21 protein-coding genes, 2 tRNA genes, 1 rRNA gene and 5 pseudogenes are annotated in these 23,085 nt (G+C 38.0%); 7 read left to right on the forward strand and 22 right to left on the reverse strand.

What is annotated here, in order from left to right:
• Positions 1–21 precede the first annotated feature (21 nt).
• Entirely contained in the window at positions 22–525 is a 504-nt protein-coding gene (locus tag E3C75_RS00670; RefSeq protein WP_011681643.1) for an FUSC family protein, read from the reverse strand.
• Between the two features lie 244 nt (positions 526–769).
• Here E3C75_RS00670 and E3C75_RS12200 point away from each other — a divergent pair, with 244 nt between their 5' ends.
• Positions 770–907, forward strand: coding sequence for a hypothetical protein (locus tag E3C75_RS12200; protein WP_170169612.1), 138 nt, complete (start codon positions 770–772; stop codon positions 905–907).
• Positions 889–1,571: pseudogene (locus tag E3C75_RS00675) on the forward strand (ISL3 family transposase); the annotation flags it as partial. The gene E3C75_RS12200 and the pseudogene E3C75_RS00675, both read left to right, overlap by 19 nt.
• Before the next feature lie 80 nt (positions 1,572–1,651).
• Here E3C75_RS00675 and E3C75_RS00680 read toward each other — a convergent pair.
• Both E3C75_RS00680 and tnpA read right to left on the reverse strand, forming a co-directional pair.
• Entirely contained in the window at positions 1,652–2,851 is a 1,200-nt protein-coding gene (locus tag E3C75_RS00680; RefSeq protein ID WP_084829111.1) for a phosphoglycerate kinase, read from the reverse strand.
• Between the two features lie 255 nt (positions 2,852–3,106).
• Positions 3,107–3,352 (reverse strand): annotated as a pseudogene (tnpA, locus tag E3C75_RS00685) (IS200/IS605 family transposase); the annotation flags it as partial.
• Positions 3,353–3,466: 114 nt separating this feature from the next.
• Here tnpA and E3C75_RS00690 point away from each other — a divergent pair.
• Together E3C75_RS00690 and E3C75_RS00695 are read left to right on the forward strand one after the other, a co-directional pair.
• Positions 3,467–4,811 (forward strand): annotated as a pseudogene (locus E3C75_RS00690) (IS3 family transposase); the annotation flags it as partial.
• 54 nt (positions 4,812–4,865) lie between these two features.
• A protein-coding gene (locus E3C75_RS00695; protein WP_095559415.1) for an IS3 family transposase occupies positions 4,866–6,013 on the forward strand; the annotation gives its coding sequence in 2 pieces (ribosomal slippage) (positions 4,866–5,118 and positions 5,118–6,013; 1,149 coding nt in all).
• 199 nt (positions 6,014–6,212) lie between these two features.
• Here the strand turns inward: E3C75_RS00695 and gap are convergent.
• The 10 genes from gap to rsgA form a co-directional block, all read right to left on the reverse strand.
• Positions 6,213–7,223, reverse strand: coding sequence for a type I glyceraldehyde-3-phosphate dehydrogenase (gap, locus tag E3C75_RS00700; RefSeq protein WP_111679729.1), 1,011 nt, complete (start codon positions 7,221–7,223; stop codon positions 6,213–6,215).
• Between the two features lie 187 nt (positions 7,224–7,410).
• Positions 7,411–9,492 (reverse strand): elongation factor G, encoded by a 2,082-nt coding sequence (fusA, locus tag E3C75_RS00705; protein WP_082309139.1) that lies wholly within the window; start codon positions 9,490–9,492, stop codon positions 7,411–7,413.
• 220 nt (positions 9,493–9,712) lie between these two features.
• Positions 9,713–10,183, reverse strand: coding sequence for a 30S ribosomal protein S7 (gene rpsG, locus E3C75_RS00710; RefSeq protein ID WP_084829114.1), 471 nt, complete (start codon positions 10,181–10,183; stop codon positions 9,713–9,715).
• 18 nt (positions 10,184–10,201) lie between these two features.
• Positions 10,202–10,615 carry a 30S ribosomal protein S12 gene (gene rpsL, locus E3C75_RS00715; RefSeq protein WP_084829115.1) on the reverse strand — a complete coding sequence of 138 codons (414 nt, stop codon included), beginning with the start codon at positions 10,613–10,615 and terminating at the stop codon, positions 10,202–10,204.
• A 216-nt stretch (positions 10,616–10,831) separates the two neighbouring features.
• The gene (gene purR, locus E3C75_RS00720) at positions 10,832–11,656 is read right to left on the reverse strand and encodes a pur operon repressor (RefSeq protein ID WP_084829116.1); all 825 of its coding nucleotides are present in this window, start codon (positions 11,654–11,656) and stop codon (positions 10,832–10,834) included.
• 93 nt (positions 11,657–11,749) lie between these two features.
• The gene (locus E3C75_RS00725; protein ID WP_011681651.1) at positions 11,750–12,691 is read right to left on the reverse strand and encodes a 3'-5' exoribonuclease YhaM family protein; all 942 of its coding nucleotides are present in this window, start codon (positions 12,689–12,691) and stop codon (positions 11,750–11,752) included.
• Positions 12,681–13,955: a DNA recombination protein RmuC gene (locus E3C75_RS00730; protein ID WP_084826150.1), complete on the reverse strand. Its 1,275-nt coding sequence runs from the start codon at positions 13,953–13,955 to the stop codon at positions 12,681–12,683. The genes E3C75_RS00725 and E3C75_RS00730 overlap by 11 nt, the downstream gene beginning before the upstream one ends.
• 1 nt (position 13,956) lies before the next feature.
• Positions 13,957–14,589: a thiamine diphosphokinase gene (locus tag E3C75_RS00735; RefSeq protein ID WP_084826151.1), complete on the reverse strand. Its 633-nt coding sequence runs from the start codon at positions 14,587–14,589 to the stop codon at positions 13,957–13,959.
• Complete coding sequence (gene rpe / locus E3C75_RS00740) at positions 14,582–15,241, reverse strand: ribulose-phosphate 3-epimerase (protein ID WP_084826152.1); 660 nt, start codon at positions 15,239–15,241, stop codon at positions 14,582–14,584. The genes E3C75_RS00735 and rpe overlap by 8 nt, the downstream gene beginning before the upstream one ends.
• Positions 15,242–15,248: 7 nt before the next feature.
• On the reverse strand, positions 15,249–16,121 hold the full coding sequence (gene rsgA, locus E3C75_RS00745) for a ribosome small subunit-dependent GTPase A (protein ID WP_084829117.1): 873 nt from the start codon (positions 16,119–16,121) through the stop codon (positions 15,249–15,251).
• 135 nt (positions 16,122–16,256) lie between these two features.
• Between rsgA and E3C75_RS00750 the strand changes: the two genes are divergently transcribed.
• Positions 16,257–16,339, forward strand: a tRNA-Leu gene (locus tag E3C75_RS00750).
• Between the two features lie 38 nt (positions 16,340–16,377).
• Here E3C75_RS00750 and rsmA read toward each other — a convergent pair.
• The 5 genes from rsmA to trxA form a co-directional block, all read right to left on the reverse strand.
• Positions 16,378–17,250 carry a 16S rRNA (adenine(1518)-N(6)/adenine(1519)-N(6))-dimethyltransferase RsmA gene (gene rsmA / locus E3C75_RS00755; RefSeq protein WP_011227569.1) on the reverse strand — a complete coding sequence of 291 codons (873 nt, stop codon included), beginning with the start codon at positions 17,248–17,250 and terminating at the stop codon, positions 16,378–16,380.
• 144 nt (positions 17,251–17,394) lie between these two features.
• Positions 17,395–17,955: a ribonuclease M5 gene (rnmV, locus tag E3C75_RS00760; protein ID WP_024704318.1), complete on the reverse strand. Its 561-nt coding sequence runs from the start codon at positions 17,953–17,955 to the stop codon at positions 17,395–17,397.
• Positions 17,948–18,724 (reverse strand): TatD family hydrolase, encoded by a 777-nt coding sequence (locus E3C75_RS00765; RefSeq protein ID WP_002951968.1) that lies wholly within the window; start codon positions 18,722–18,724, stop codon positions 17,948–17,950. Before E3C75_RS00765 ends, rnmV begins: the two co-directional genes overlap by 8 nt.
• Before the next feature lie 53 nt (positions 18,725–18,777).
• On the reverse strand, positions 18,778–19,209 hold the full coding sequence (locus E3C75_RS00770; protein WP_024704319.1) for a CoA-binding protein: 432 nt from the start codon (positions 19,207–19,209) through the stop codon (positions 18,778–18,780).
• 59 nt (positions 19,210–19,268) lie between these two features.
• A complete protein-coding gene (gene trxA, locus E3C75_RS00775) occupies positions 19,269–19,583 on the reverse strand; it encodes a thioredoxin (RefSeq protein WP_002951972.1) in 315 nt (104 codons plus the stop codon).
• A gap of 195 nt (positions 19,584–19,778) precedes the next feature.
• Between trxA and E3C75_RS00780 the strand changes: the two genes are divergently transcribed.
• Entirely contained in the window at positions 19,779–20,561 is a 783-nt protein-coding gene (locus E3C75_RS00780) for a protein-ADP-ribose hydrolase (RefSeq protein ID WP_011226585.1), read from the forward strand.
• A 27-nt stretch (positions 20,562–20,588) separates the two neighbouring features.
• On the opposite strand, the pseudogene E3C75_RS11400 reads toward E3C75_RS00780, so the two are convergent.
• Positions 20,589–20,997 (reverse strand): annotated as a pseudogene (locus tag E3C75_RS11400) (acyl-CoA thioesterase).
• Positions 20,998–21,018: 21 nt separating this feature from the next.
• Positions 21,019–21,354, reverse strand: a complete 336-nt coding sequence (locus E3C75_RS00785) for a DUF6568 family protein (protein ID WP_002951977.1) — start codon at positions 21,352–21,354, stop codon at positions 21,019–21,021.
• A gap of 185 nt (positions 21,355–21,539) precedes the next feature.
• On the opposite strand from E3C75_RS00785, the pseudogene E3C75_RS00790 reads away from it, so the two are divergent.
• Positions 21,540–22,786 (forward strand): annotated as a pseudogene (locus tag E3C75_RS00790) (ISL3 family transposase).
• A gap of 90 nt (positions 22,787–22,876) precedes the next feature.
• Here E3C75_RS00790 and E3C75_RS00795 read toward each other — a convergent pair.
• A tRNA-Asn gene (locus E3C75_RS00795) sits at positions 22,877–22,950 on the reverse strand.
• A 5-nt stretch (positions 22,951–22,955) separates the two neighbouring features.
• Positions 22,956–23,071 (reverse strand): 5S ribosomal RNA (gene rrf, locus E3C75_RS00800).
• Between the last annotated feature and the right edge of the window lie 14 nt (positions 23,072–23,085).

The raw sequence follows: 23,085 nt of genomic DNA on the forward strand, positions 1-23,085 counted from the left end.
CTCAAGAGAACTCTTTTATTCTTATTTTAGATGTTTAAGTAACCAATCATAATCATAATTAACAAGGATTGCAATAAAGACTCCGCAAAACGTTTCAAATACTCTTGCTATCACATAGGTGAAAGTATTATCAGGTGGGATAGACAAAGTGATAATCAGAAGCGCAGCCACTCCTCCAATAACTCCAGAAGCATTATTAAAGGATACATTAATGACAATAGTCAACATTGTTAAAATAGGGACCAATAGCAAGGTCACCCAAACTGAATTGTCAAACCACATATTCACAAAATAGAATAAAAGCGATAAAAGACCCCCAACTGTATTTGCAAAAATACGTGACTTTCCAAATTGAACACTACGGTCAAAGTTCTCACGCAAACTAAAAACAGCAGTTAAACAACCAATCTGAAGTCCATCCCAGCCGAAAGCAGAGAACAATCCTAAAACAAGAAAAACGGCTATTCCGGTCTTTAGTGTACGCATACCAAACTTAAATTTTTTTGGTTCAAATTTCAATCCCATTCATTTATTTTACCATGATTTACTAGTTTTTGGGATATTTCACTGTATAATTAAAAAATAAAAAAGAATGTTAATATTTTACATTTTACAATTGAATAGTATTCAATTCAACAAAAAAAGAACGGCTCTATAATTTCTGTAGTGGGTAAAACCACTGTAGAGATTATAGAGCTTTTTAAGTATACACGAAAAGTCCCATAAGAACTATAATGAAGAGCGACAAAACCATCATTAGGAAGAACTTATGAGACTTATTAAGAATACCACAGAATTAATCGGAATTAAAAACCCTAACATCATTATTTCTCTTGTTTTTGAAACGGATACTCATATCGAGGTTCAAGCAAAACTGGATTATCCTGTATACGAAACTACTTTTTGAAGTATCCATTGGAAATCCGACAACAGGTACAATTTATCACGATGGATATGTCTGGAGCTTATATTCCACTGGCTCGCAAACTCTTTCCTAACGCCAAAATCGTTCCTGATCGATTTCACATTATCCAGCACCTTGGACGTGCCTTTTTAAAGACAAGAATTGCCATTATGAACCAGTTTAATAAGAATTCACTACCTTATTGAGATTTAAAAAATCACTGGCGACTTTTTCAAAAGGACAGTCGTAAGCTATCTCTCAACTCTTTCTATTCAAAGACCTTCAGACAAACTTTAGTACCACATGAAATCATTGAGAAGACATTGGTCTTTTCAGAAGAGATCGCTAATGCCTACAAACTTTATCAGCTTTTACTTTTTCACTTTCAGGAGAAGAGAGTAGATTAGTTCTTTGAGTTAATAGAGGAGAACATAAGCAAGGTCAACCACTACTTTCAAACGGTCTTTAGGACTTTTCTTAGACACAAGAAATCCATCAAGAATGTGCTAGAAACAGACTATTCAAACGCAAAACTCGAAGCGACTAACAAGTTGATTAAAGACATCAAACGGTTGGGCTTTGGTTTTAGAAACTTCATCAACTTTAGGAAGCGTGTCTTCATCACTCTGAACATACAAAAAGAGAAAACCTATCCGGTCCTCTCTAGATGTTAGCTTTTCGTCACCCACTACAAGTTGACAAGGAGCCAAAAGAACGCCCTATAGAACGTTCTTGATTTACTAAAAATTATTTTTCAGTCAAAGCTGCAAGTCCTGGAAGTTCTTTACCTTCAAGGAGTTCCATAGATGCACCACCACCAGTAGAGATCCATGAGAATTTGTCTGCATATCCAAGGTTGATTGCTGCAGCAGCTGAGTCACCACCACCGATGATTGATTTAACACCTGGTTGTTTCACGATAGCGTCCATCACACCGATTGTACCAGCCTGGAAGTCAGGGTTTTCAAATACACCCATAGGTCCATTCCATACAACTGTTTTAGCACCAGTCAAAGCTTCGTCGAATTTAGCGATAGATTTTGGACCGATATCAAGACCAAGGAAACCTGGGTCTACTGCTTCACCTTCAGTATATTTCACTTCAGTGTAGTCAGCAAATGCGTTTGCTTCTTTTGAGTCAACTGGCAAGATCAATTTACCATTTGATTTTTCAAGAAGAGCTTTCGCTACATCCAATTTGTCTTCTTCCACAAGTGAGTTACCGATTTCGATACCTTGCGCTTTGAAAAATGTGTAAGTCATCCCACCACCGATAAGAACTTTATCAGCTTTTTCAAGCAAGTTTTCGATTACACCGATCTTATCTGAAACTTTTGAACCACCAAGGATAGCCACGAATGGACGTTCTGGATTTTCAACTGCTTCTTGGATGTATGCAATTTCGTTTTCAAGAAGGAATCCAGCAACAGCTTTTTCAACGTTTGCTGAGATACCAACGTTAGATGCGTGTGCACGGTGAGCTGTACCGAATGCATCGTTTACGAAGATACCATCTCCAAGTGATGCCCAGTATTTACCAAGTTCAGGATCATTTTTAGATTCTTTCATGCCATCAATATCTTCAAAACGAGTGTTTTCAACCAAGAGAACTTGGCCATCTTCAAGAGCGTTAACAGCTGCTTCCAATTCAGCACCACGTGTAACACCTGGAATAAACTTAACATCTTGACCCAATTTAGCAGCCAAGTCAGCAGCTACAGGAGCAAGTGATTTACCTTCTTTATCAGCTTCTTCTTTTACACGTCCAAGGTGAGAGAAGAGGATTGCACGTCCACCTTGTTCAAGGATATACTTGATAGTTGGAAGGGCAGCAGTGATACGGTTGTCGTTAGTGATCACGCCATCTTTTACAGGTACGTTGAAGTCAACACGAACGAGAACTTTTTTCCCTTTCAACTCAACGTCTTTAACAGTCAATTTAGCCATTTGATCAGACTCCTTAATTTTTTAATACGTTCTCATTATATCACAAAATGCATAAAAGAGATAGCAAAATCAGAAGGATTTCTAGCTAATTGCTAGTAGGCTACTTTTATCATATAATCAAAATAGAAAGTCAGAATAGCAATAAAAAAACACCTAAATAAAATTCAGAAAAAAGCTAATTTCGATTTAAATATAATCCTCATACTTAGACTTATTCCTCTTCTTTCTTACTTTTAAACAAACACTCTTTTCCTATAAATATCCCATAAATGAGGAAATACTTAGTTTTGGTGGTATACTCACCAACATGTGAATATGATCTGGGCAAGCTTCAGCTTCATGAATTTCAACGCCTTTTCTTTCACATAATAACCGTAAGATTTGACCAATACTTGCTTTGTATTTCCCATAGATTATTTGACGTCTATATTTTTGGGCGAAAACAATATGATACTTACAATTCCAAGTAGTATGTCCTAAACTATTATTATCCTGTCTCATCAGGGGTCCCCCTTTTGTATATTAGTTAGGGGTCGGGAAACCTTATCTAATATAACACTTGAACTGCACCCCAAAAGTTAGATAGAAAAATCTAACTTTTGGGGTGTTTTTATTATGAAATTAACTTATGAAGATAAAGTTCAAATATATGAATTGAGAAAGCAAGGTCAAACCTTCAACCAACTTTCAAAACGATTTGGTGTGGGTGCTTCTGGATTAAGATATATGACGAGATTGATTGAACGTTACGGAATAGAAATTATCAAGAAAGGTAAGAATTGTTACTATTCTCCAGAATTAAAACAACAAATGATTGATAAAGTGCTACTTGAAGGTCGTTCACAAAAAAGTGTAAGTCTTGATTATTGTCTTCCAAGTGGTGGAATGTTGCCTAACTAGATAGCACAATATAAAAAATGGGTATACAATTCTTGAGAAAAGAAGAGGCAGAGTACCTAAAATGGGGCGTAAACGTATGAAAACTTGGGAAGAAATGACAGAACTAGAGCGACTCCAAGAGGAGAATGAACGCTTACGTACCGAGGTGGCCTACCTAAAAAAGTTAAAAGAGTTAGAGGAAAGGGACGAAGCCTTACAGCGAGAAAGGCAGAAACAGTTAGAGAAAAGGGTTTCAGGAGGATTTCGACTCGATTTACTTCTTGAAACAGCACGTTTAGCTCGCTCGACTTACTATTATCAGTTGAAACAACTAGATGGGCACGACAAAGATGAAGAGACTAAAGGCTAAATTCAAGAAATTTATTATGAGCATAAAGGAAATTATGGCTATCGCCGAATAACTCTTGAATTGAGGAATCGTGGTTTTGTAGTGAACCAGAAGAAGGTCCAACGTCTGATGAAGCTCTTTGGTTTAAGTTCCCAAATTCGTCGTAAACACAAATATTCTTCATACCAAGGAGAAGTTGGCAAGAAAGCAGATAACCTTATTCAACGCCAGTTTGAAGCAGCCAACCCCATGGAAAAGTGCTACACAGATGTGACAGAGTTTGCCATTCCAAATAGCACACATAAATTGTATTTATCGCCTGTTTTAGATGGTTTCAACAGCGAAATTATCGCTTATAATCTCTCAACTTCACCAAACTTAGAACAAGTGAAATCTATGTTAGACCAGTCCTTCACAGAGGAGCATTATGAAAATACAATTCTCCATAGTGACCAAGGTTGGCAATACCAACATCAGTATTATCATCAATTTTTAGAGGATAAAGGGATCCAACCGTCCATGTCACGTAAGGGAAATAGTCCAGACAATGGTATGATGGAGTCCTTCTTTGGCATTCTTAAGTCTGAGATGTTTTATGGTTACGAGAAGACGTTTCACTCACTTGAGCAATTGGAACAAGCTATTGTAGACTATATTGATTATTACAACAACAAACACATTAAGGTAAAATTAAAAGGACTTGGTCCTGTGCAATACAGAACTAAGTCCTGGAAAGGTTATAATAAACTAGACACAAAGTTAAGAGAAATCGTGGAAAGGTTTATTATGGCAAGAAGAAAATTCGATAAACAATTTAAAAATTCTGCAGTAAAACTCATTCTTGAAGAAGGTTACTCTGTTAAAGAAGTCAGCCAAGAGCTTGAGGTTCATGCCAATAGTCTTTATCGCTGGGTTCAAGAAGTTGAAGAATATGGAGAAAGTGCTTTTCCAGGCAATGGGACAGCCCTAGCTAATGCCCAACATAAGATTAAATTGTTAGAGAAAGAAAATCGTTATCTTCAGGAGGAACTTGAACTTCTAAAAAAGTTCCGGGTCTTCTTGAAGCGAAGCAAGTAAAACGTTTTGAATTTCTCTTGAAACATCATGGGAAGATAAAAATTAAGCATGCAGTAAAAGTTCTTAAGGTTTCTCGCTCAGGTTTCTATGAATACATGCATCGTCGTCCTTCAAAACAACAAGTGGAGAGAGAAATTCTCTCAGAGAAGATAAAAGCTGTCTTTCATGAGCATAAGGGACGCTATGGTGCGGTTAGAATTACCAAGGTACTTCATAATACTGGTATTATGACCAACACGAAACGTGTTGGGAAACTGATGCACTTGATGGGACTTTATGCCAAGGGAAGCCGTTATAAATATAAACATTACAACAGAAAAGGAGCTTCGCTTTCAAGACCCAATTTAATTAATCAGATCTTTAAAGCAACAGCTCCTAATAAAGTATGGCTGGGAGACATGACCTATATCCCTACCAAAGAAGGCACCTTATACTTAGCCGTGAATATCGACGTTTTTTCACGTAAGATTGTAGGCTGGTCAATGTCTTCACGGATGCAAGATAAACTGGTGAGGGATTGCTTCTTACAAGCTTGTGGGAAAGAACATCCTCAGCCTGGCTTGATTGTCCATACTGATCAAGGGAGTCAATATACAAGCTCTCGTTATCAATCTACTCTTCGTCAAGTCGGTGCTCAATCTAGCATGAGTCGTAAAGGAAATCCCTATGACAATGCAATGATGGAGTCTTTTTATAAGACGCTAAAGAGGGAGCTTATTAATGATGCTCATTTTGAGACAAGAGCTGAGGCTACTCAAGAAATATTTAAATACATTGAGACCTATTACAATACAAAAAGGATGCATTCAGGTCTTGATTACAAGTCTCCAAAAGACTTTGAAAAATATAATTCTTAAATTCTCTTAACTCCGTGTCTAGTTTTTCGTTGACTTTCCATCCTTTGTGTAAATTAATTGTCTAACTTTTTGGGGTCAGTACACACTTTAGGGGGACTTTTTTGATACATCGCTAAAAGCTTTTCGGAACCACTAGCACAGCTAGTGGTTTTCGTGAGAAAAAAAGAAGAGCCTAAACTCTTCTTCCTATACAATTGAATTATTTAGCGATTTTCGCGAAGTATTCTAGAGTACGTACAAGTTGTGAAGTGTAAGACATTTCGTTGTCGTACCATGAAGCAACTTTAACCAATTGTTTACCGTCAACGTCGAGAACTTTAGTTTGAGTTGCGTCAAACAATGAACCGTAAGACATACCTACGATATCTGAAGATACAATCGGATCTTCTGTGTATCCATATGATTCGTTTGTAGCTGCTTTCATAGCTGCGTTCACTTCATCAACAGTAACGTTCTTTTCACAGACTGCTACCAATTCAGTAACTGATCCAGTTGGAATTGGAACACGTTGTGCAGATCCGTCAAGTTTACCGTTCAATTCTGGGATTACAAGACCGATAGCTTTAGCAGCACCAGTTGAGTTAGGAACGATATTTGCAGCACCAGCACGTGCACGACGAAGGTCCCCACCACGGTGTGGTCCGTCAAGGATCATTTGGTCACCAGTGTAAGCATGGATAGTAGTCATCAACCCTTCAACAACACCAAAGTTGTCATTAAGTGCTTTAGCCATTGGAGCCAAACAGTTTGTAGTACATGAAGCGCCTGAGATAACTGTTTCAGTACCATCAAGGATATCGTGGTTAGTGTTAAATACAATTGTTTTAACATCATTTCCACCAGGAGCAGTAATAACAACTTTCTTAGCTCCACCAGGGTGCAAGTGTTTTTCAGCAAGCACTTTCTTAGTAAAGAAACCAGTTGCTTCAAGAACGATTTCTACACCATCGTTAGCCCAGTCAATTTGTTCTGGATCACGTTCTGCAGAAACTTTAACGAATTTACCGTTAACTTCGAATCCACCATCTTTTAATTCAACAGTACCGTCGAAACGACCTTGAGTTGTGTCGTATTTCAACAAGTGTGCAAGCATAACTGGATCAGTAAGGTCGTTGATGCGTGTAACTTCAACACCTTCTACGTTTTGGATACGACGGAAAGCAAGACGACCGATACGGCCGAAACCGTTAATACCAACTTTAACTACCATTAGTGATTTCCTCCTTATGAAAATCAAATAAATATAATTTTGAGAGCGAGCTCTCCCTATTGTGAAAAGATTAACTTGAGGGCTTTCATTTAACCTTTTAACATATCCATTATATAATTTTTTTCAGGAAAATGCAAATAGAAAAAGGCACTTACTTTCATAAGCACCTTAACTTAAAAACTTCTAATTAAGCTTCACCAGAATTTTTCTTGATGATTTCTTCTTGAACTGATTTTGGAACATCTTCATAGTGATCAAATACCATCATGAATGTACCGCGTCCTTGAGTTGCAGAACGAAGTGTTGTTGCATAACCGAACATTTCAGCAAGTGGTACATAGGCACGAACGATTTGGCTGTTACCGTGTGCTTCCATACCATCAACACGTCCACGACGAGCAGTAACGTGACCCATAACATCACCAAGGTTCTCTTCTGGAACAGTGATAGTTACAAGCATCATTGGCTCAAGAATAGTTGGTTGTGCAGTCTTAGCAGCTTCTTTAAGTGCAAGAGATGCAGCAATCTTAAAGGCAGTTTCAGATGAATCGACATCGTGGTATGAACCATCATAAAGCTTAGCTTTAATGTCAACCATTGGGTATCCAGCAAGGACACCATTAGCCATTGATTCTTCCAATCCTTTTTCTACTGCAGGGATGAATTCACGTGGAACCACACCACCAACGATAGCATTTTCGAATTCGAATCCTTTACCTTCTTCGTTTGGAGTAAATTCAATCCAAACGTCACCAAATTGACCTTTACCACCTGATTGGCGTTTGAAGAATCCACGTGCTTGTGTTGCAGCACGGAATGTTTCACGATATGATACTTGTGGGGCACCAACATTGGCTTCAACCTTGTGTTCACGTTTCAAACGGTCAACAAGGACATCAAGGTGAAGTTCACCCATACCAGAGATAACAGTTTCACCAGTTTCAGGGTTAGTTTCAACACGGAATGTTGGATCTTCTTCAGCAAGTTTTTGAAGACCGATAGCCATTTTATCTTGGTCAGCTTTAGTCTTAGGCTCAACCATCAATTGGATAACTGGTTCTGGAACTTCGATTGACTCAAGAATAACTTTAGCTTTTTCATCAGTCAATGAGTCACCAGTTGTAGTATCTTTCAAACCGATAGCAGCAGCGATATCACCGGCATAAACTTGTTCGATTTCTTGACGGCTGTTAGCGTGCATTTGAAGGATTCGTCCGATACGTTCACGTTTACCTTTAGAAGTATTCATTACGTAAGAACCTGATTGAAGGATTCCTGAGTAAACACGGATAAATGTTAAACGACCTACAAAAGGGTCAGTCATGATCTTAAAGGCAAGAGCTGCAAATGGCGCTTCATCAGAAGCAGGACGAGTTTCTTCTTCGCCTGTATCTGGGTTAATACCTTTGATGGCTGGAATATCAAGTGGACTTGGAAGGTAGTCAATAACCGCATCAAGCATCAATTGAACACCTTTGTTTTTGAAGGCTGAACCACAAAGAACTGGGAAGAATTCAACGTTAATTGTAGCACGACGAATAGCTGCTTTCAATTCATCGTTAGTGATTTCTTCACCTTCAAGGTATTTCATCATCAAATCTTCGTCAGTTTCAGCAACTGCTTCGATCAATTTTTCACGGTATTCGTTTGCTTGATCTACGTATTCAGCTGGAATATCTTCTTCAAGAATATCTGTACCTAGGTCATTAGTATAGATTTCAGCTTTCATTTTAATCAAGTCAATGATACCACGGAAGTCATCTTCAGCACCGATTGGTAATTGAATTGGGTGTGCATTTGCTTGAAGACGATCATGAAGTGTGCTTACTGAGTAAAGGAAGTCAGCACCGATTTTATCCATTTTGTTAGCAAATACGATACGTGGAACACCATACTCAGTTGCTTGACGCCAAACTGTTTCAGTTTGAGGTTCTACACCTGATTGTGAGTCAAGAACGGTTACGGCACCATCCAATACACGGAGTGAACGTTGTACTTCGATAGTGAAGTCCACGTGTCCTGGTGTATCGATGATGTTAACACGGTGACCATTCCATTGCGCTGTTGTAGCGGCAGAAGTGATTGTGATACCACGTTCTTGTTCTTGCTCCATCCAGTCCATTTGTGATGCACCTTCGTGAGTTTCACCGATTTTATGAATTTTACCAGTGTAGTAAAGGATACGCTCTGTTGTAGTTGTTTTACCAGCATCGACGTGGGCCATGATACCGATATTACGAGTTTTTGCAAGTGAAAATTCGCGTGCCATTAGGTTTATTCTCCTATAAATATTTTAGTTTACTTATTTATAATAACATTATTGTCAAAAAACGGATAGGCAGGACCTACCCGTTCTTCAATGATATTCAACTGGTTTTCAAACGATATAAATTATACAATTTGAACCAAAACCAAAACTCAAGCTGTTACAGTTCCAAAGCCTCAGCTTATGAATAATATATGACTGTAATACAGCTTGAAACTTATAATTACCAGCGGAAGTGTGCAAAGGCACGGTTTGCTTCAGCCATTTTGTGAGTATCTTCACGTTTCTTAACTGCTGCTCCAGTGTTGTTTGCAGCATCCATGATTTCTTTTGCAAGACGTTCTTTCATAGTGTGTTCACCACGCGCACGTGATGCGTTAACCAACCAACGAAGACCAAGAGTTGTACGACGTTCTGGACGAACTTCAACTGGGACTTGGTAGTTTGAACCACCAACACGACGTGCACGTACTTCAAGTACAGGCATGATGTTGTCCATAGCTGTTTCGAATACTTCAAGAGCATCGTTTCCAGTTGCTTCTTTGATTTGCTCGAAAGCATCGTATACGATTGTTGCAGCAGTACCACGTTTACCATCAAGCATTACACGGTTGATAAGACGTGTAACAATTTTTGAATTGTACAATGGATCTGCCAATACTTCGCGTTTAGGCGCTCTATTTTTACGACTCATTTTATCTTATCTCCCTTCTTACCCTTTAGGACGTTTAGTACCGTATTTAGAACGGCTTTGTTTACGATCAGCTACACCTGCAGTATCAAGTGCACCACGGACGATGTGGTAACGTACCCCTGGAAGGTCTTTTACACGTCCACCACGGATAAGAACAACGCTGTGTTCTTGGAGGTTGTGTCCGATACCTGGGATGTAAGCAGTAACTTCGATAAGGTTGCTCAAACGTACACGAGCAAATTTACGAAGGGCTGAGTTAGGTTTTTTAGGTGTCATTGTTCCAACACGTGTTGCAACACCACGTTTTTGTGGTGAAGATACGTTAGTTTGAACTTTTTTGTGGCTGTTGTAACCAACGTTCAAAGCTGGTGATTTAGATTTAACAACTTTTGATTGACGTGGTTTACGAACCAATTGGTTAATTGTAGGCATCTACATTCTCCTGTGTTTTTTATTTTTGGTTGATATGGCACTGGTGACAATCCATATCTGTGTGTACTTTTGCAACTTATGTCAGCACGTCTCTGTACACTTTTGAGAGACCAAAAGTAAAAAGTACCGTCTGATATAATACCATATTCTAAGGAACATTGTCAACAAATTCTTGCCAAAAAGAAAATTCCTAAATATTAAATTAGGAATTACGTTCTAAGCTTTTGATTTATCGAAAATATTACCTACTTCAACTTCTACTTTTTGTGATTTTACATCGATGTCAGATACAGTGAGCAATGATTTGTATTCATGAATGTCTCGATCGGCTTTGGCATTCTCTGCAAATACAGCTACACCCACCAACTCACTATCAAATTCCGAAAGCAAACTAATCATACCGGTAATAGTGCCGCCACCTTTAAGAAAATCATCAACAATAAGAACACGACTATTTGGTTTCAAACTGCGTTTTGAAAGGAACATTTTTTCAATACGATTGCTTGAGCCACTGACGTAGTTTACTGAGACTGTTGATCCTTCTGTGATTTTCAGATCACGACGAACAATAACAAATGGAATATTCAAGACATCTGCCACTGCATTTGCCAAAGGCACACCTTTTGTAGCAACAGTCATTACAGCATCAATTTTTTGCCCTTTAAAAGCACTAGCAATAATACGACCAACATTTTTCAAAATCGATGGGGTACTTAATAAATCAGATAGATAGAGATAACCACCTGGCAAGATACGATCACTCTCAGAAAGGCGTTCACAAAGATTTTCAACTAGACTTCTTGCATCTTCATCAGAAATAGTTGGTGTAAATATAACACCCCCAGAGGCACCCGTTACTGTTTCGATTTCCCCTATTTGACTTTCTTCAAAAGCTTTTTTAATAATAGCAACGTCTTCTGAGATTGACGACTTAGCAGCTTCATAACGCTCTGCAAAGGTATTAAGACTTGTTAGTTTATATGGATTATTAATCAGGTAGTTTGAAATCACTACCATACGCTCACTTCGTTTTAATTTCATATGTTACCTATATTTTCTGTATTTTTTAACTATTATACCATAATACAATAAAAAGCGAACATTTTTTCATTAAATGTTCACTTACTTTCGCTTCTAATCACATTTTGGCTTATAGAAAGAACGGTTATCCATGGCAAATAGACGATTAGTCATCTCTCCTGGTCCAACTAAGTTAAGAGCTGTCGTCATCATCATCATACTAGCATCGAGATTATCAATCATATGGATAACCTCCGCTTCCATGATACGAGGACGAACTGGACTTCCATACTCCAATTGCCCGTGGTGACTTAAAATGACATGACGTAAAACAACAACATCCTCACGTGTATCATCAATATTAAGCTCGACAAGAACTTTGGTGATTTCTTCATCAATCAAAGCTATGTGACCAATCAAGTTTCCACGAACGGTATATTCTGTATTTTCAGGACCAGTTAATTCAATGACCTTAGCTAGGTCATGTAGCATAATTCCTGCAAAGAGCAAACTCTTATTTAGCTCTGGATAAATATCTCCAATACTATCAGCCAAGCGAATCATAGTCGCTGTATGATAAGCTAATCCACTTTCAAAGGCATGATGGTTTGTTTTAGCAGCAGGAAAACTAAAAAACTCCTTATTATGCTTACGATAAAGGGCACGGACCACACGTTGCCATGTAGCTTCCTCTATTTTGAAAATCATCTGCTCAAGATATTCACGCACTTCGGATAAATTTACCGGTGGCTTTCCCTTAAAATCAGCCGGATCATTCGGTTCACCAAATAAAGGGAGTCGCAAGGTAATTTGATTGACTTGAGGCGTGTTATTATAAACCTCTCGGCGTCCTTTCATATGGACTACCTTACCAGCTGTAAATTCTTCAACATTATAAGGCTGAGCATCCCATAAATTTCCTGAAATCTCACCAGAATCATCCTGGAAGGTAAAGGCAATGTAGTCCTTTCCCGCTCGTGTCTTACGTACTTCTGCACGCTTAATCAGATAAAAGCCTTCAAAATACTCATCTTTTTTCATTTGATTAATTTTCATGCTCATCCTCATTTTCTAATCGTGGTAAATCTAACAAACTTTGTGTCGCACTATCTTGGTAGGTTTCAATGGTATCAAGAGCTCTAACAATTGCCCTGCTCCGTGTGTTAAGCAGACTATCGACAGTTTTACTTGCTGTATTTAATTGTTTTTGAGCCTTAGCAAGCATATCTCCAAACTTACCGAACTCCAGTTTAACGTTGCCTAAAATTTTACTAATATCATCCGCATTCTTTTGAATATTCAAAGTTCTAAATCCTACAGATAATGAATTCAAGAGTGCAGATAATGTTGATGGACCTGCAATTACAATATTCTCCTCGCGACGAAGGGCGTCAAAGAAGGCCGGCTGTCGTACCACCTCAGCATAAAGTCCTTCCGTCGGCAAAAATAATATACCAAAATTGGTAGTCTCAGGTGGATTAAGATACTTCTTATTAATATCCTTGGCAAATCGTCGAATACTAGTCATAAGTGACCTACGATGACTCTCAATCTGCTCTTTATCGCCAGATTCATAAGCATCTTCCAGACGATAATAATCTTCTAGGGGAAACTTAGAATCTATCGGGAGGTAGACATATTCGTCTTTATGATTTCCAGGCATCTTAATTGCATATTCAACCCGTTCACTTGAACCTGATACCGTAGGAAATTCTCGCTCGTACTGATTAGCAGCCAGTATATCTTCAATAATTTGTCCTAATTGAAGTTCTCCCAGAATACCACGTGTTTTTGTATTTGAAAGGACCTTGTTGAGGCTCCCAACATCCTTAGCAACATTTTTCATTTCCCCCAAACCTTGGTTAACAGATTCTAGCTGTCTTGAAACCGTCTCAAAAGACGCTTGTAAACGTGTTTGTAAAGTTTGTTCCAGTTTCTCTTCAACTGTCTGACGCATTTGTTCCAAACGTTTCTCATTGGAATCCTGCATATCCCTAACAGCTTTCGCCAGGCTTTGGTTTATTTGCTCTAGGCGTTGATCAGAACGATCTCGATTATCGGATAAGTTTTGGTGCAAAACCTCGCGAATATCTGTCAATTGTTGATAAAGTGCCACCTGCAATTGATTCAATTGCTTTGTCGTTTCGAGTTGATTTGTTTTAGCAAAATTTTCTAACTGAAAAGAAATTTGATCTGAAAGATTATCTGCATTTTCTTCCAGAGTCTTGTTAAGCTGTTCTTTTAACTCCACATTCTTCAAGTAGAGAACAGCCAAAAACCCTAGGCTTAAAAAAGTCAAAAGTGTAAGCAGGTAGATCATACTAACTCCTATCTCTAGTCTGGATGATAATCACGTATCCATTTGGTACCGTCACATGAATTGGACCATCAACGAATTCATTGCTGGAATAGATTTTTTTTTGAAAATAATTACTACTGGTTAATTCATATTTTGCTCCCAAAATCGTCAGTTCTCCATCACCTTCCTGTAAAAAGGATATATAAGTCATATCAGGTTCTGGAAGAAATTCATGTTTGCCTTCTGAACAATAAGTAATTTTATTTTGCTTATCCCGTAAGCAGATACGATCCATAAAAGGAGCTAGTTGCGGATCGCTGACTAGAAATACATTTGACAACATATGATCTATCCTACCACCAAAAGCACCAAAAATGGTTACTTCAGCTTCGGGGTAAGCCTGAAAAATCAATTTTAAAGCTAACTCAGTGTCTGTGTCATTCTTCTCAGCTGAAGCTTTCTTACAAAATTTAGCTGTCGATTGAATGACGTCTAATTCTAACTCAGAGACCGAATCAAAATCCCCTACAGCCAGGTCAAGAGGTAACCCTAACTCCAGTAAGTACAAACAAGCACGATCCACTCCAACAAAATAATCAAAATCGGTAGTGAACCAATCTAGCTCACCACCGACAAACAAAGCTATTTTAGGCATCGATAGCATCACGGAGCGTTTGAACTTGCGCAGTCAAATCATGATTTTTGAAAAGGTAAGAGCCCGCTACAAAAACATTAGCTCCCGCCTTAGCACATGCTGCGATGGTTTTGTTATCTACACCACCATCAACTTCAATATCGAATGAATAGCCACCTTTTTGGCGAAGTTCAACGACCTGTTCTACCTTAGACATCATTTCTGGAATAAAGGTCTGACCACCAAAACCTGGGTTTACAGTCATAATAAGTACTTGATCCACTAGAGCAAGTACTGGAATAAGTGCCTCAACTGGTGTGCCAGGATTGATTACAACACCTGCTTTCATACCAGCAGCTTTAATCTTCTGAATGGCACCATGAATGTGTTTAGTAGCTTCGACATGAATAGTCACAATATCTGCACCAGCCTGTGCGTAAGCAGTCACATAACGCTCAGGATCAACAACCATAAGATGACAATCAAAAACTAACTTACTATGTTTACGCATGCTAGCAACCACATCTGCTCCCCAACTGATATTCGGAACAAATTGGCCATCCATGATATCGATATGAACATATTCTGCGCCTGATGCATCAATACGAGCTAGTTCAGAAGCAAAATTAGCGTAATCAGCAGCTAGGATAGATGGAGCAATTTTATATGACATGAGAGACCTACTTTCTTTTGATAGTTTTTTTATATATTTCGCGACGGTTTTCAATTTCACTTAAAAATTGAAGGTAATTATCATAACGAACTTCCCAGATTTGACCATTTTCCACTTCATCTTTAACAGCACAAGAAGGTTCATGGGTGTGGGTACAGGAACGGAACTTACAGCCATGACTGGCCTGACGAATTTCTGGAAAAGCTTCACTCAAATCTTCTGCATTAGCCACTTCATAGTCTAGTGAAGAGAACCCAGGTGTGTCAGCAATCTTCCCACCATGAACATCATAAAGGCTTACAGCCCTTGTTGTGTGACGACCACGACCTAGACTGTCCGAAATTTCACCTGTTTCTAAATTTAACTGCGGGGCAATACGATTTAGCAGAGTCGATTTTCCTACACCAGTCTGCCCCATGAAGACTGTGACTTTATCAGCCAAGAGAGGCAATAGTTCTTCCAAAGTAAAGACAAAATTAAAACCAATTCGTTGATACTGTGTTTGAATACTCTTCATCTCCGAATCATCTTCAACCAAGTCCATCTTAGAAATATAGATTACAGGTTTTATATGTTTATGCTCTAATAAAACCAAAAAACGATCCAAAAGATTACTGTTAAAATCTGGTTCCTTAGCAGACATAATAACCACAGCCTGATCGATATTGACAATGGGCGGACGCACTAGACTATTGATTCGTTGACCGATTTTAAGGATATAGCCCTCTGAATTTTCCTCTGCCGAAAATTCAACAAAATCTCCAACATAAGGTGTTTGCCCTTTTTTTCTAAAATTTCCTCGTGCACGCGTCTGGTAAACAACACCATCATGCTCTACATAATAGAAACCTGCTAGTGCTTTGATAATTCTTCCTTGCAAGTGAACTCCTCATTCGTTTAATAGCCTTATTATACCACAAAACTAGAAGCATTTCTGACCCAAAACAAGCACGGAGCACAATTCCTTTGGACTCCTTGAATTTTTACTAACTTGCAGTATAATAATACTATCACTGCGGAGGTGGTGGAATGGCAGACACGCATGCTTCAGGCGCATGTGCTTTTTCAAGCGTGAGGGTTCAACTCCCTTTCTCCGCATAGCAAAAATCCCACTGACATTCAGTGGGATTTTTGAATTATAGACCAGCTTCTCTCAAAGCATCTGAGAGACGTGCAAAATCCGAAATAGACAGTGCCTCTCCCCGAATAGAAGGTTTTATAGCTGCATTTTCCAAAGCCTGATCAAGCTTGTTTTTAACTTCTTCAGACTTACCAAAATGACTTGTCAGATTATTCCAAAGCGTCTTGCGACGATGCAAAAAACTAGCCTTTGATACACGGAAAAAGAAATCTTCGTCTTTAACTTCGACTAAAGGTTGCTTACGGCGTGTCATCTTCAAAATAGCCGAGTCAACATTAGGTGCTGGCACAAAAACTGTACGAGGGACAGCGAATGCCACCTTGGCAGTCATATAATATTGCACAGCGATGGATAACGAACCATAGGCCTTTGTATTGGGCTCAGCAGAAATACGATCTGCAACTTCTTTTTGCATCATAACAACAAATTCTGAAAAAGGAATCTTACTCTCAATCAAATGCATTAAAATTGGTGTCGTAATATAGTATGGCAGGTTGGCTACAACCTTGATTGGTAGATCTGGATTTTCAAATTCTTTGACACGTGTCTGTAAATCTGCCTTGAGAACGTCTTCGTTAATCACTTTAACATTATCATGATCACGCAAAGTGTCTTCCAAAATCGGAACCAATCGCTCATCAATTTCAAATGCCATAACTTCCGAAGCATTTTCAGCCAAGAATTCAGTTAATGCTCCAATACCTGGCCCAATTTCGATAACATTGACATTTTTATTAATCTCTGCCGTATCAACAATCTTTTGTAAAATATTTGTATCTGTTAAGAAGTTCTGTCCAAAAGACTTCTTAAAAGTAAAACCGTGACGTTCAAGAACAGCCTTGGTCACACTATAATCTGCAATTCTCATTTATTCTCTTTTCTTATTTTTAATATCAGGATTCTTGTTGCCTTGATTCAAAATTAAATCAGATTCTTAATTATCTCGACTGCTAAAATAAACTATTTAGCAGCAACTTTAGCGACTTCTTAATTTCTAAGAGCACTAATAATCCTAGTATTTCGCCATGACCTCTTCAAGCTCTTCTAAAGTAATTCCAAACAATTCCAAACGTTTTAATAGTTGCTTTCCATTGCAATAACCAATACGAAGCGCTTCCCCCAAATATTCTCGACGTTTACGGCTATCCGATCCCATCAAAAGTCCTAACTTCATGAGATCTGATTTACGAATATCAAACTGATTATCATCATCGTAACTACCTAGAACTCCAGCCAGTGCCTTCTGAATATCTTCAAAATTTGCATGCTCGACTCCCAAGGAACGGCCTCTTGTCTTAGATTTTGGACTTGCTTCACCACGGTTCAAAAAAGCATGCTTTGCTGTCGGAACAGCTTCCATGATGATTTTCCGAATACGTTCTCCATTATAATCTGGATCTGTGAAAACAATCACTCCTCGTAATTCATTAAGCTTATCGATACGCTCTAAGTCATCCTCATTAATAGCAGAGCCTCTAGTTTCATAGGTATCCACCTCATAAAAACGTCTCAAATTTGCCGTATCATCCTTGCCTTCTACGACGATAACTTCTTGAATTTTTATTTTACTCATTCAGACCAAAAATCCTCATCGCATTGTCATAAGTAACTCTTGCAATCTCTTCACTTGTTAAACCACGAAGCTCGGCAATCTTATCCACCACATAACGTGTATACCCTGTACGATTTTCACGACCACGTTTTGGCACAGGTGCTAGATACGGTGCATCTGTTTCAACTAAAATCTTATCTAAAGGTAAGTACTGGGCAGCTTCTTGAACATCCAAAGCCTTCTTAAAAGTTACAACACCTGAAAATGAAATCATCATACCGAGCTCAACAAATTTTTGAGCCATCTCCAGGGACCCTGAGTATGAGTGCATAATCCCACCACAAGGACCAACCCCAACTTCTTTAATAATCTCGTAAGTATCCTCTATTGCGTCACGTGTGTGTACAACGAAAGGCAAATTATATTCCTTTGACAAGGCTATTTGACGCTTAAAGACCTCAATCTGAACCTCCTTAGAATCTTCCATCCAATAATAGTCCAAACCAATCTCCCCAAGTGCCACTACGTTTGGATTTCCCAATTGTGACACAATCATATCCTCAATTTCCTGAGTATATGATCCTGCTTCTGTAGGATGCCATCCGATTGTACTATATAGCTGGTCGTATTGCTCTGACAGTGCTAAAGACTTCTTAATTGTCGCTTTATCAAAACCAACAATATTCATTTTAACAACACCAAGTTCAGCTGCAAAATCTACTTCTTCTTGTTCTTTTCCTGCAAAATTATCCACATTAAGATGGGTATGTGTATCAAAAATTTTAATCATAGGTCTATTATAACAAAAAGGAGCGAGCTTAGCTCACTCATCTTTTCATTTTATTAAACAAAGAGTCGCATATATTCTATCTTTGTACAGCGATTCATTACAATATCCTGTCTATTAGATTGACGAAGAATAGTCTCTGCCTCTTCATTTTCAAGACCGATTTGACTCCAAAAAATTCTGTCCTTCGTTTCAAGAAAATCATAAGCAACATCTGGTAAATACTCACTGCGTCTAAAAACATCAACAATATCTACTGAAAACGGGATGTCCTTAAGATAAGCATAAACATGCTCTCCTAGAAGCTCCTGACCTTCTAGTTTAGGATTTACTGGTATGATACGATAACCAGCAGCTTGTAGGAAATGCGCAACTTGATAAGATGCTGCCTCCTTACGATGAGATAGACCAACGATTGCGATAGTCTTTGCTGATTTTAAATAAGATTCTATAACCTCAGCACTAGGGTTTTGAAATGAATAAGACATTTGACTCTCCTCATCGTTCAAAAAAATAAACTCTCCCTAAATGGAATGGCCATGATTACTTAGCTAAGCTCAGAAACGATGGCTTTAATTTGTTCTTTTGTATGGACACCTGCAACTTGCTTAACAACCTCACCATCTTTTTTGAATAACAAAGTTGGGATAGACATAATTCCAAATTTTTGTGCTGTTTCTGGATTCTCATCAACATCAATCTTCACAATCTTTAGTTCATCTTCTGAAATCTCTTCAGAAAGTTGCTCAAGAATTGGTGCTTGCATCAAGCAAGGCCCACACCAAGTAGCCCAAAAATCAATCAAGACGAGTCCTTCAGCTGTTTCTTGTTCAAATGTAGAGTCTGTTACTACTTTTGTCATTTAATTATCCTCCTAGATATTATAAAACATTTGTAGACCTATTCTATATGATTCTAAAGGCCATTGCAAGAATTTGATATATACATAAGAATTTCTTATCAAATATTAGTCATTGCCTATCATGGACATCACTTGCCCATAGAATACCTTGAGAGTATAATAATAAATAAACTAAAAAAATAGAAAAGAGTAAATATGGATAAAGATGCAATGATCACCTATCTCATAGGTGAACTCAAAAAAGAAAATCTAGAATTACATGATTTGATTGTTCCAGAAGAGCTCGAAGAAAAGCAGAAACTCCTAAGAGCACTCTTTAATACTCGTAAACCAATGGCAGCATCAACACAATTCTTGACCATACAAGACCTTTACCTACAAGTTAGAAAAGGTGAACGAGGAATTGTACAACTCAACTCTCTCCAGTCTATTCCTCAAGATAAGAGAATCTATCTATGGAAAGGTGATATTACAAGACTAGAGATCGATGCAATAGTAAATGCAGCAAATAAGACCTTACTTGGATGTATGAAACCACTCCATAATTGTGTTGATAATGCTATTCATACATATGCAGGTGTCCAGTTACGTCAGGCTTGTTTCGAACTCATCTTAGAACAAGGATATGAAGAACCAGTAGGAATGGCTAAAATAACCCCAGCCTACAATCTCCCTTCTGCCTTTGTTATCCATACAGTTGGTCCAAAAATTGGAAACCAAGTAACACCAATTGACGAAGATCTTTTGATTAAATCATATCTTTCAGTATTAGCACTAGCTGAAAAAAACAAGATAGAATCAATTGCTATACCATGTATATCAACTGGCGATTTCAATTTTCCAAAACAAAAAGCAGCAGAGATCGCAATCAAAACTGTAAAATCCTTTATTGATCACTCTGAAATTGTAAAAAAAGTTATTTTTAACGTCTTTGATGATGAAAATTTAAATATTTATCAAAAACTTCTTGCAGAATAAAAAAGAAAATCATTTTGATTTTCTTTTTTATTCTAAAGTTAATAGTTCTTTTGACAAAGCAAAGAATACAGGGAAATCATTTTTTAGATTAACAAAACTACTTTAGACAAAAAACTATGCTCTGAAACAGTTGTACAAACTAAAATACAATCTTGATTTACCATTCTATACAGAAAAGAAAGTTTAGAAAGTTTAACACTTTTAACAGAAATCCCTATAGAAACCTGATCTGCGAAAGTTGTTGTAGCTTTGTATTCACACGAAATAGAAATAACAGGAGAAATAATACCCTCCTCTTCAATTTTTCATAAGGCCGTCCTAAATTCCTTAGAAAAAAGTTCTGGCCTTTTTCCATCCATTGAACATAATTTGAATGATGAGTAATTCCCATTCGATCTGTTTCATAATACTGGCCCTCGTGTTTACAAACAAACATAAGAACCTCTAAATAAATAACTTAAGAGATAAAATCTAAAATGTCTTCCTCAGAGAGCGAAGAGTCACAAACAACCTTCGCAGCTCCTTTTTCTGAGACAAACAATGCAGGTACAGTCGCAATACCATAGCGTTTACGTAAAGCCTGAATCTCTCCCAGTTCATCAGTATTTTCACTATTAATATAAAAAATATTAAATTCAGACTTACGTGCAACATTTGATAATTTAGGCTCAAAAAGCTGACAATACGGGCACGAAGGACGTCCAATAAACAAAATAAATTTTTCAGCTGAAGCAATGTTCTCCTTAGCCGAAGAGACAGAAATGGGCGTAAAAGCCGATGCAAAAATTGACATAATAATACCTCAAATAAAAAATATATTCATATAATACCTAAAAAATTAGTAATTAACAAGAAAAGGCTCTATAATTTCTGTAGTGGGTAAAACTACTGTAGGGATTATAGAGCTTTTTGAGTGTACACAAAAAGTCCCATAAGAACTATAATGAAAAGCAACCAAACCATCATTAGGAAGAACTTATGAGACTTATTAAGAATACCACAGAATTAATCGGAATTAAAGACCAAAATATCAAGATTTCACTTGTTTTTGAAACTGACACTCATATCGAGATTCAAGCAAAATTTGATTACCCTGCACCATCATGTCCTCATTGCCATGGAAAGATGATCAAGTACGACTTTCAAAAGCCTTCTAAAATCCCTCTTCTCGAGCAAGCGGGAACGCCAACTCTACTACGTCTGAAAAAACGTCGTTTCCAGTGTAAAAGTTGTAGGAGAGTAAGGGTGGCTGAGACATCTATCGTTGAGAAAAACTGCCAAATCTCCAATCTAGTCCGACAAAAAGTTACACAACTCCTAACTGAGAAAGTGTCACTAACTGATATTGCAAGAAGACTTCGCGTGTCGACGTCCACTGTCTATCGTAAGCTTGATCAGTTTACTTTCAAGGAACATTATGACAAACTCCCTGCTGTTATGTCCTGGGATGAGTTTGGGTTCAAGAAAGGGGAATTGGCTTTTGTAGCGCAGAATTATGAGACAAACGAACTCATAACCATCCTTGATAATCGCCGCCAAACTACTATACGAAACTACTTTTTGAAGTATCCATTGAAAGTCCGACAACAGGTACAGTTTATCACGATGGATATGTCTGGAGCTTATATTCCACTGGCTCGCAAGCTCTTTCCAAACGCAAAAATCGTTCTTGATCGTTTCCACATCATCCAGCACCTTGGACGTGCCTTTTTAAAGACAAGAATTGCAATTATGAACCAGTTCGATAAGAAGTCACTACCCTATCGAGCCTTGAAAAATCACTGGCGACTCTTCCAAAAGGACAGCCGTAAACTATCTCTCAACTCTTTTTATTCAAAGACTTTCCGCCAAACTTTAGCACCACATGAAGTTGTTGTGAAGACACTAGTCTTTTCAAAAGAGCTTACTGACTACTATACACTTTATCAGCTTTTGCTTTTTCACTTTCAGGAGAAGAGAGATGAGTTCTTTGAACTAATAGAGGAAAATAGGAGCAAGGTCAATCATTATTTTCAAACTGTCTTTAGGACTTTTCTTAGACACAAGCAATACATCAAAAACGCACTAGAAACGGACTATTCAAACGCGAAACTTGAAGCGACTAATAAGTTGATCAAAGACATCAAACGTTTGGGCTTCGGTTTTAGAAACTTTATCAACTTTAAGAAGCGTGTCTTCATCACACTGAACATACATAAAAAAAGGACCTATCCGGTCCTCTCTAGATGTTAGCTTTTCGTCACCCACTACAGTTGACAAAGAGCCCAAGAAAACAAACCAAAAAAGCTAGACATTGTCTAGCTTAAAAAATTATACTCCGCCAGTAGGACTCGAACCTACGACATCATGATTAACAGTCATGCGCTACTACCAACTGAGCTATGGCGGATAAAGGCTAAGCGACTACCGTATCTAACAGGGGGCAACCCCCAACTACATCAGGCGTACTAGGGCTTAACTTCTGTGTTCGGCATGGGAACAGGTGTATCTCCTAGGCTATCGTCACTTAACTCTGAGTATTCTC

Origin of the sequence: Streptococcus thermophilus (assembly GCF_010120595.1) — a bacterium.
GTDB lineage: Bacteria > Bacillota > Bacilli > Lactobacillales > Streptococcaceae > Streptococcus > Streptococcus thermophilus.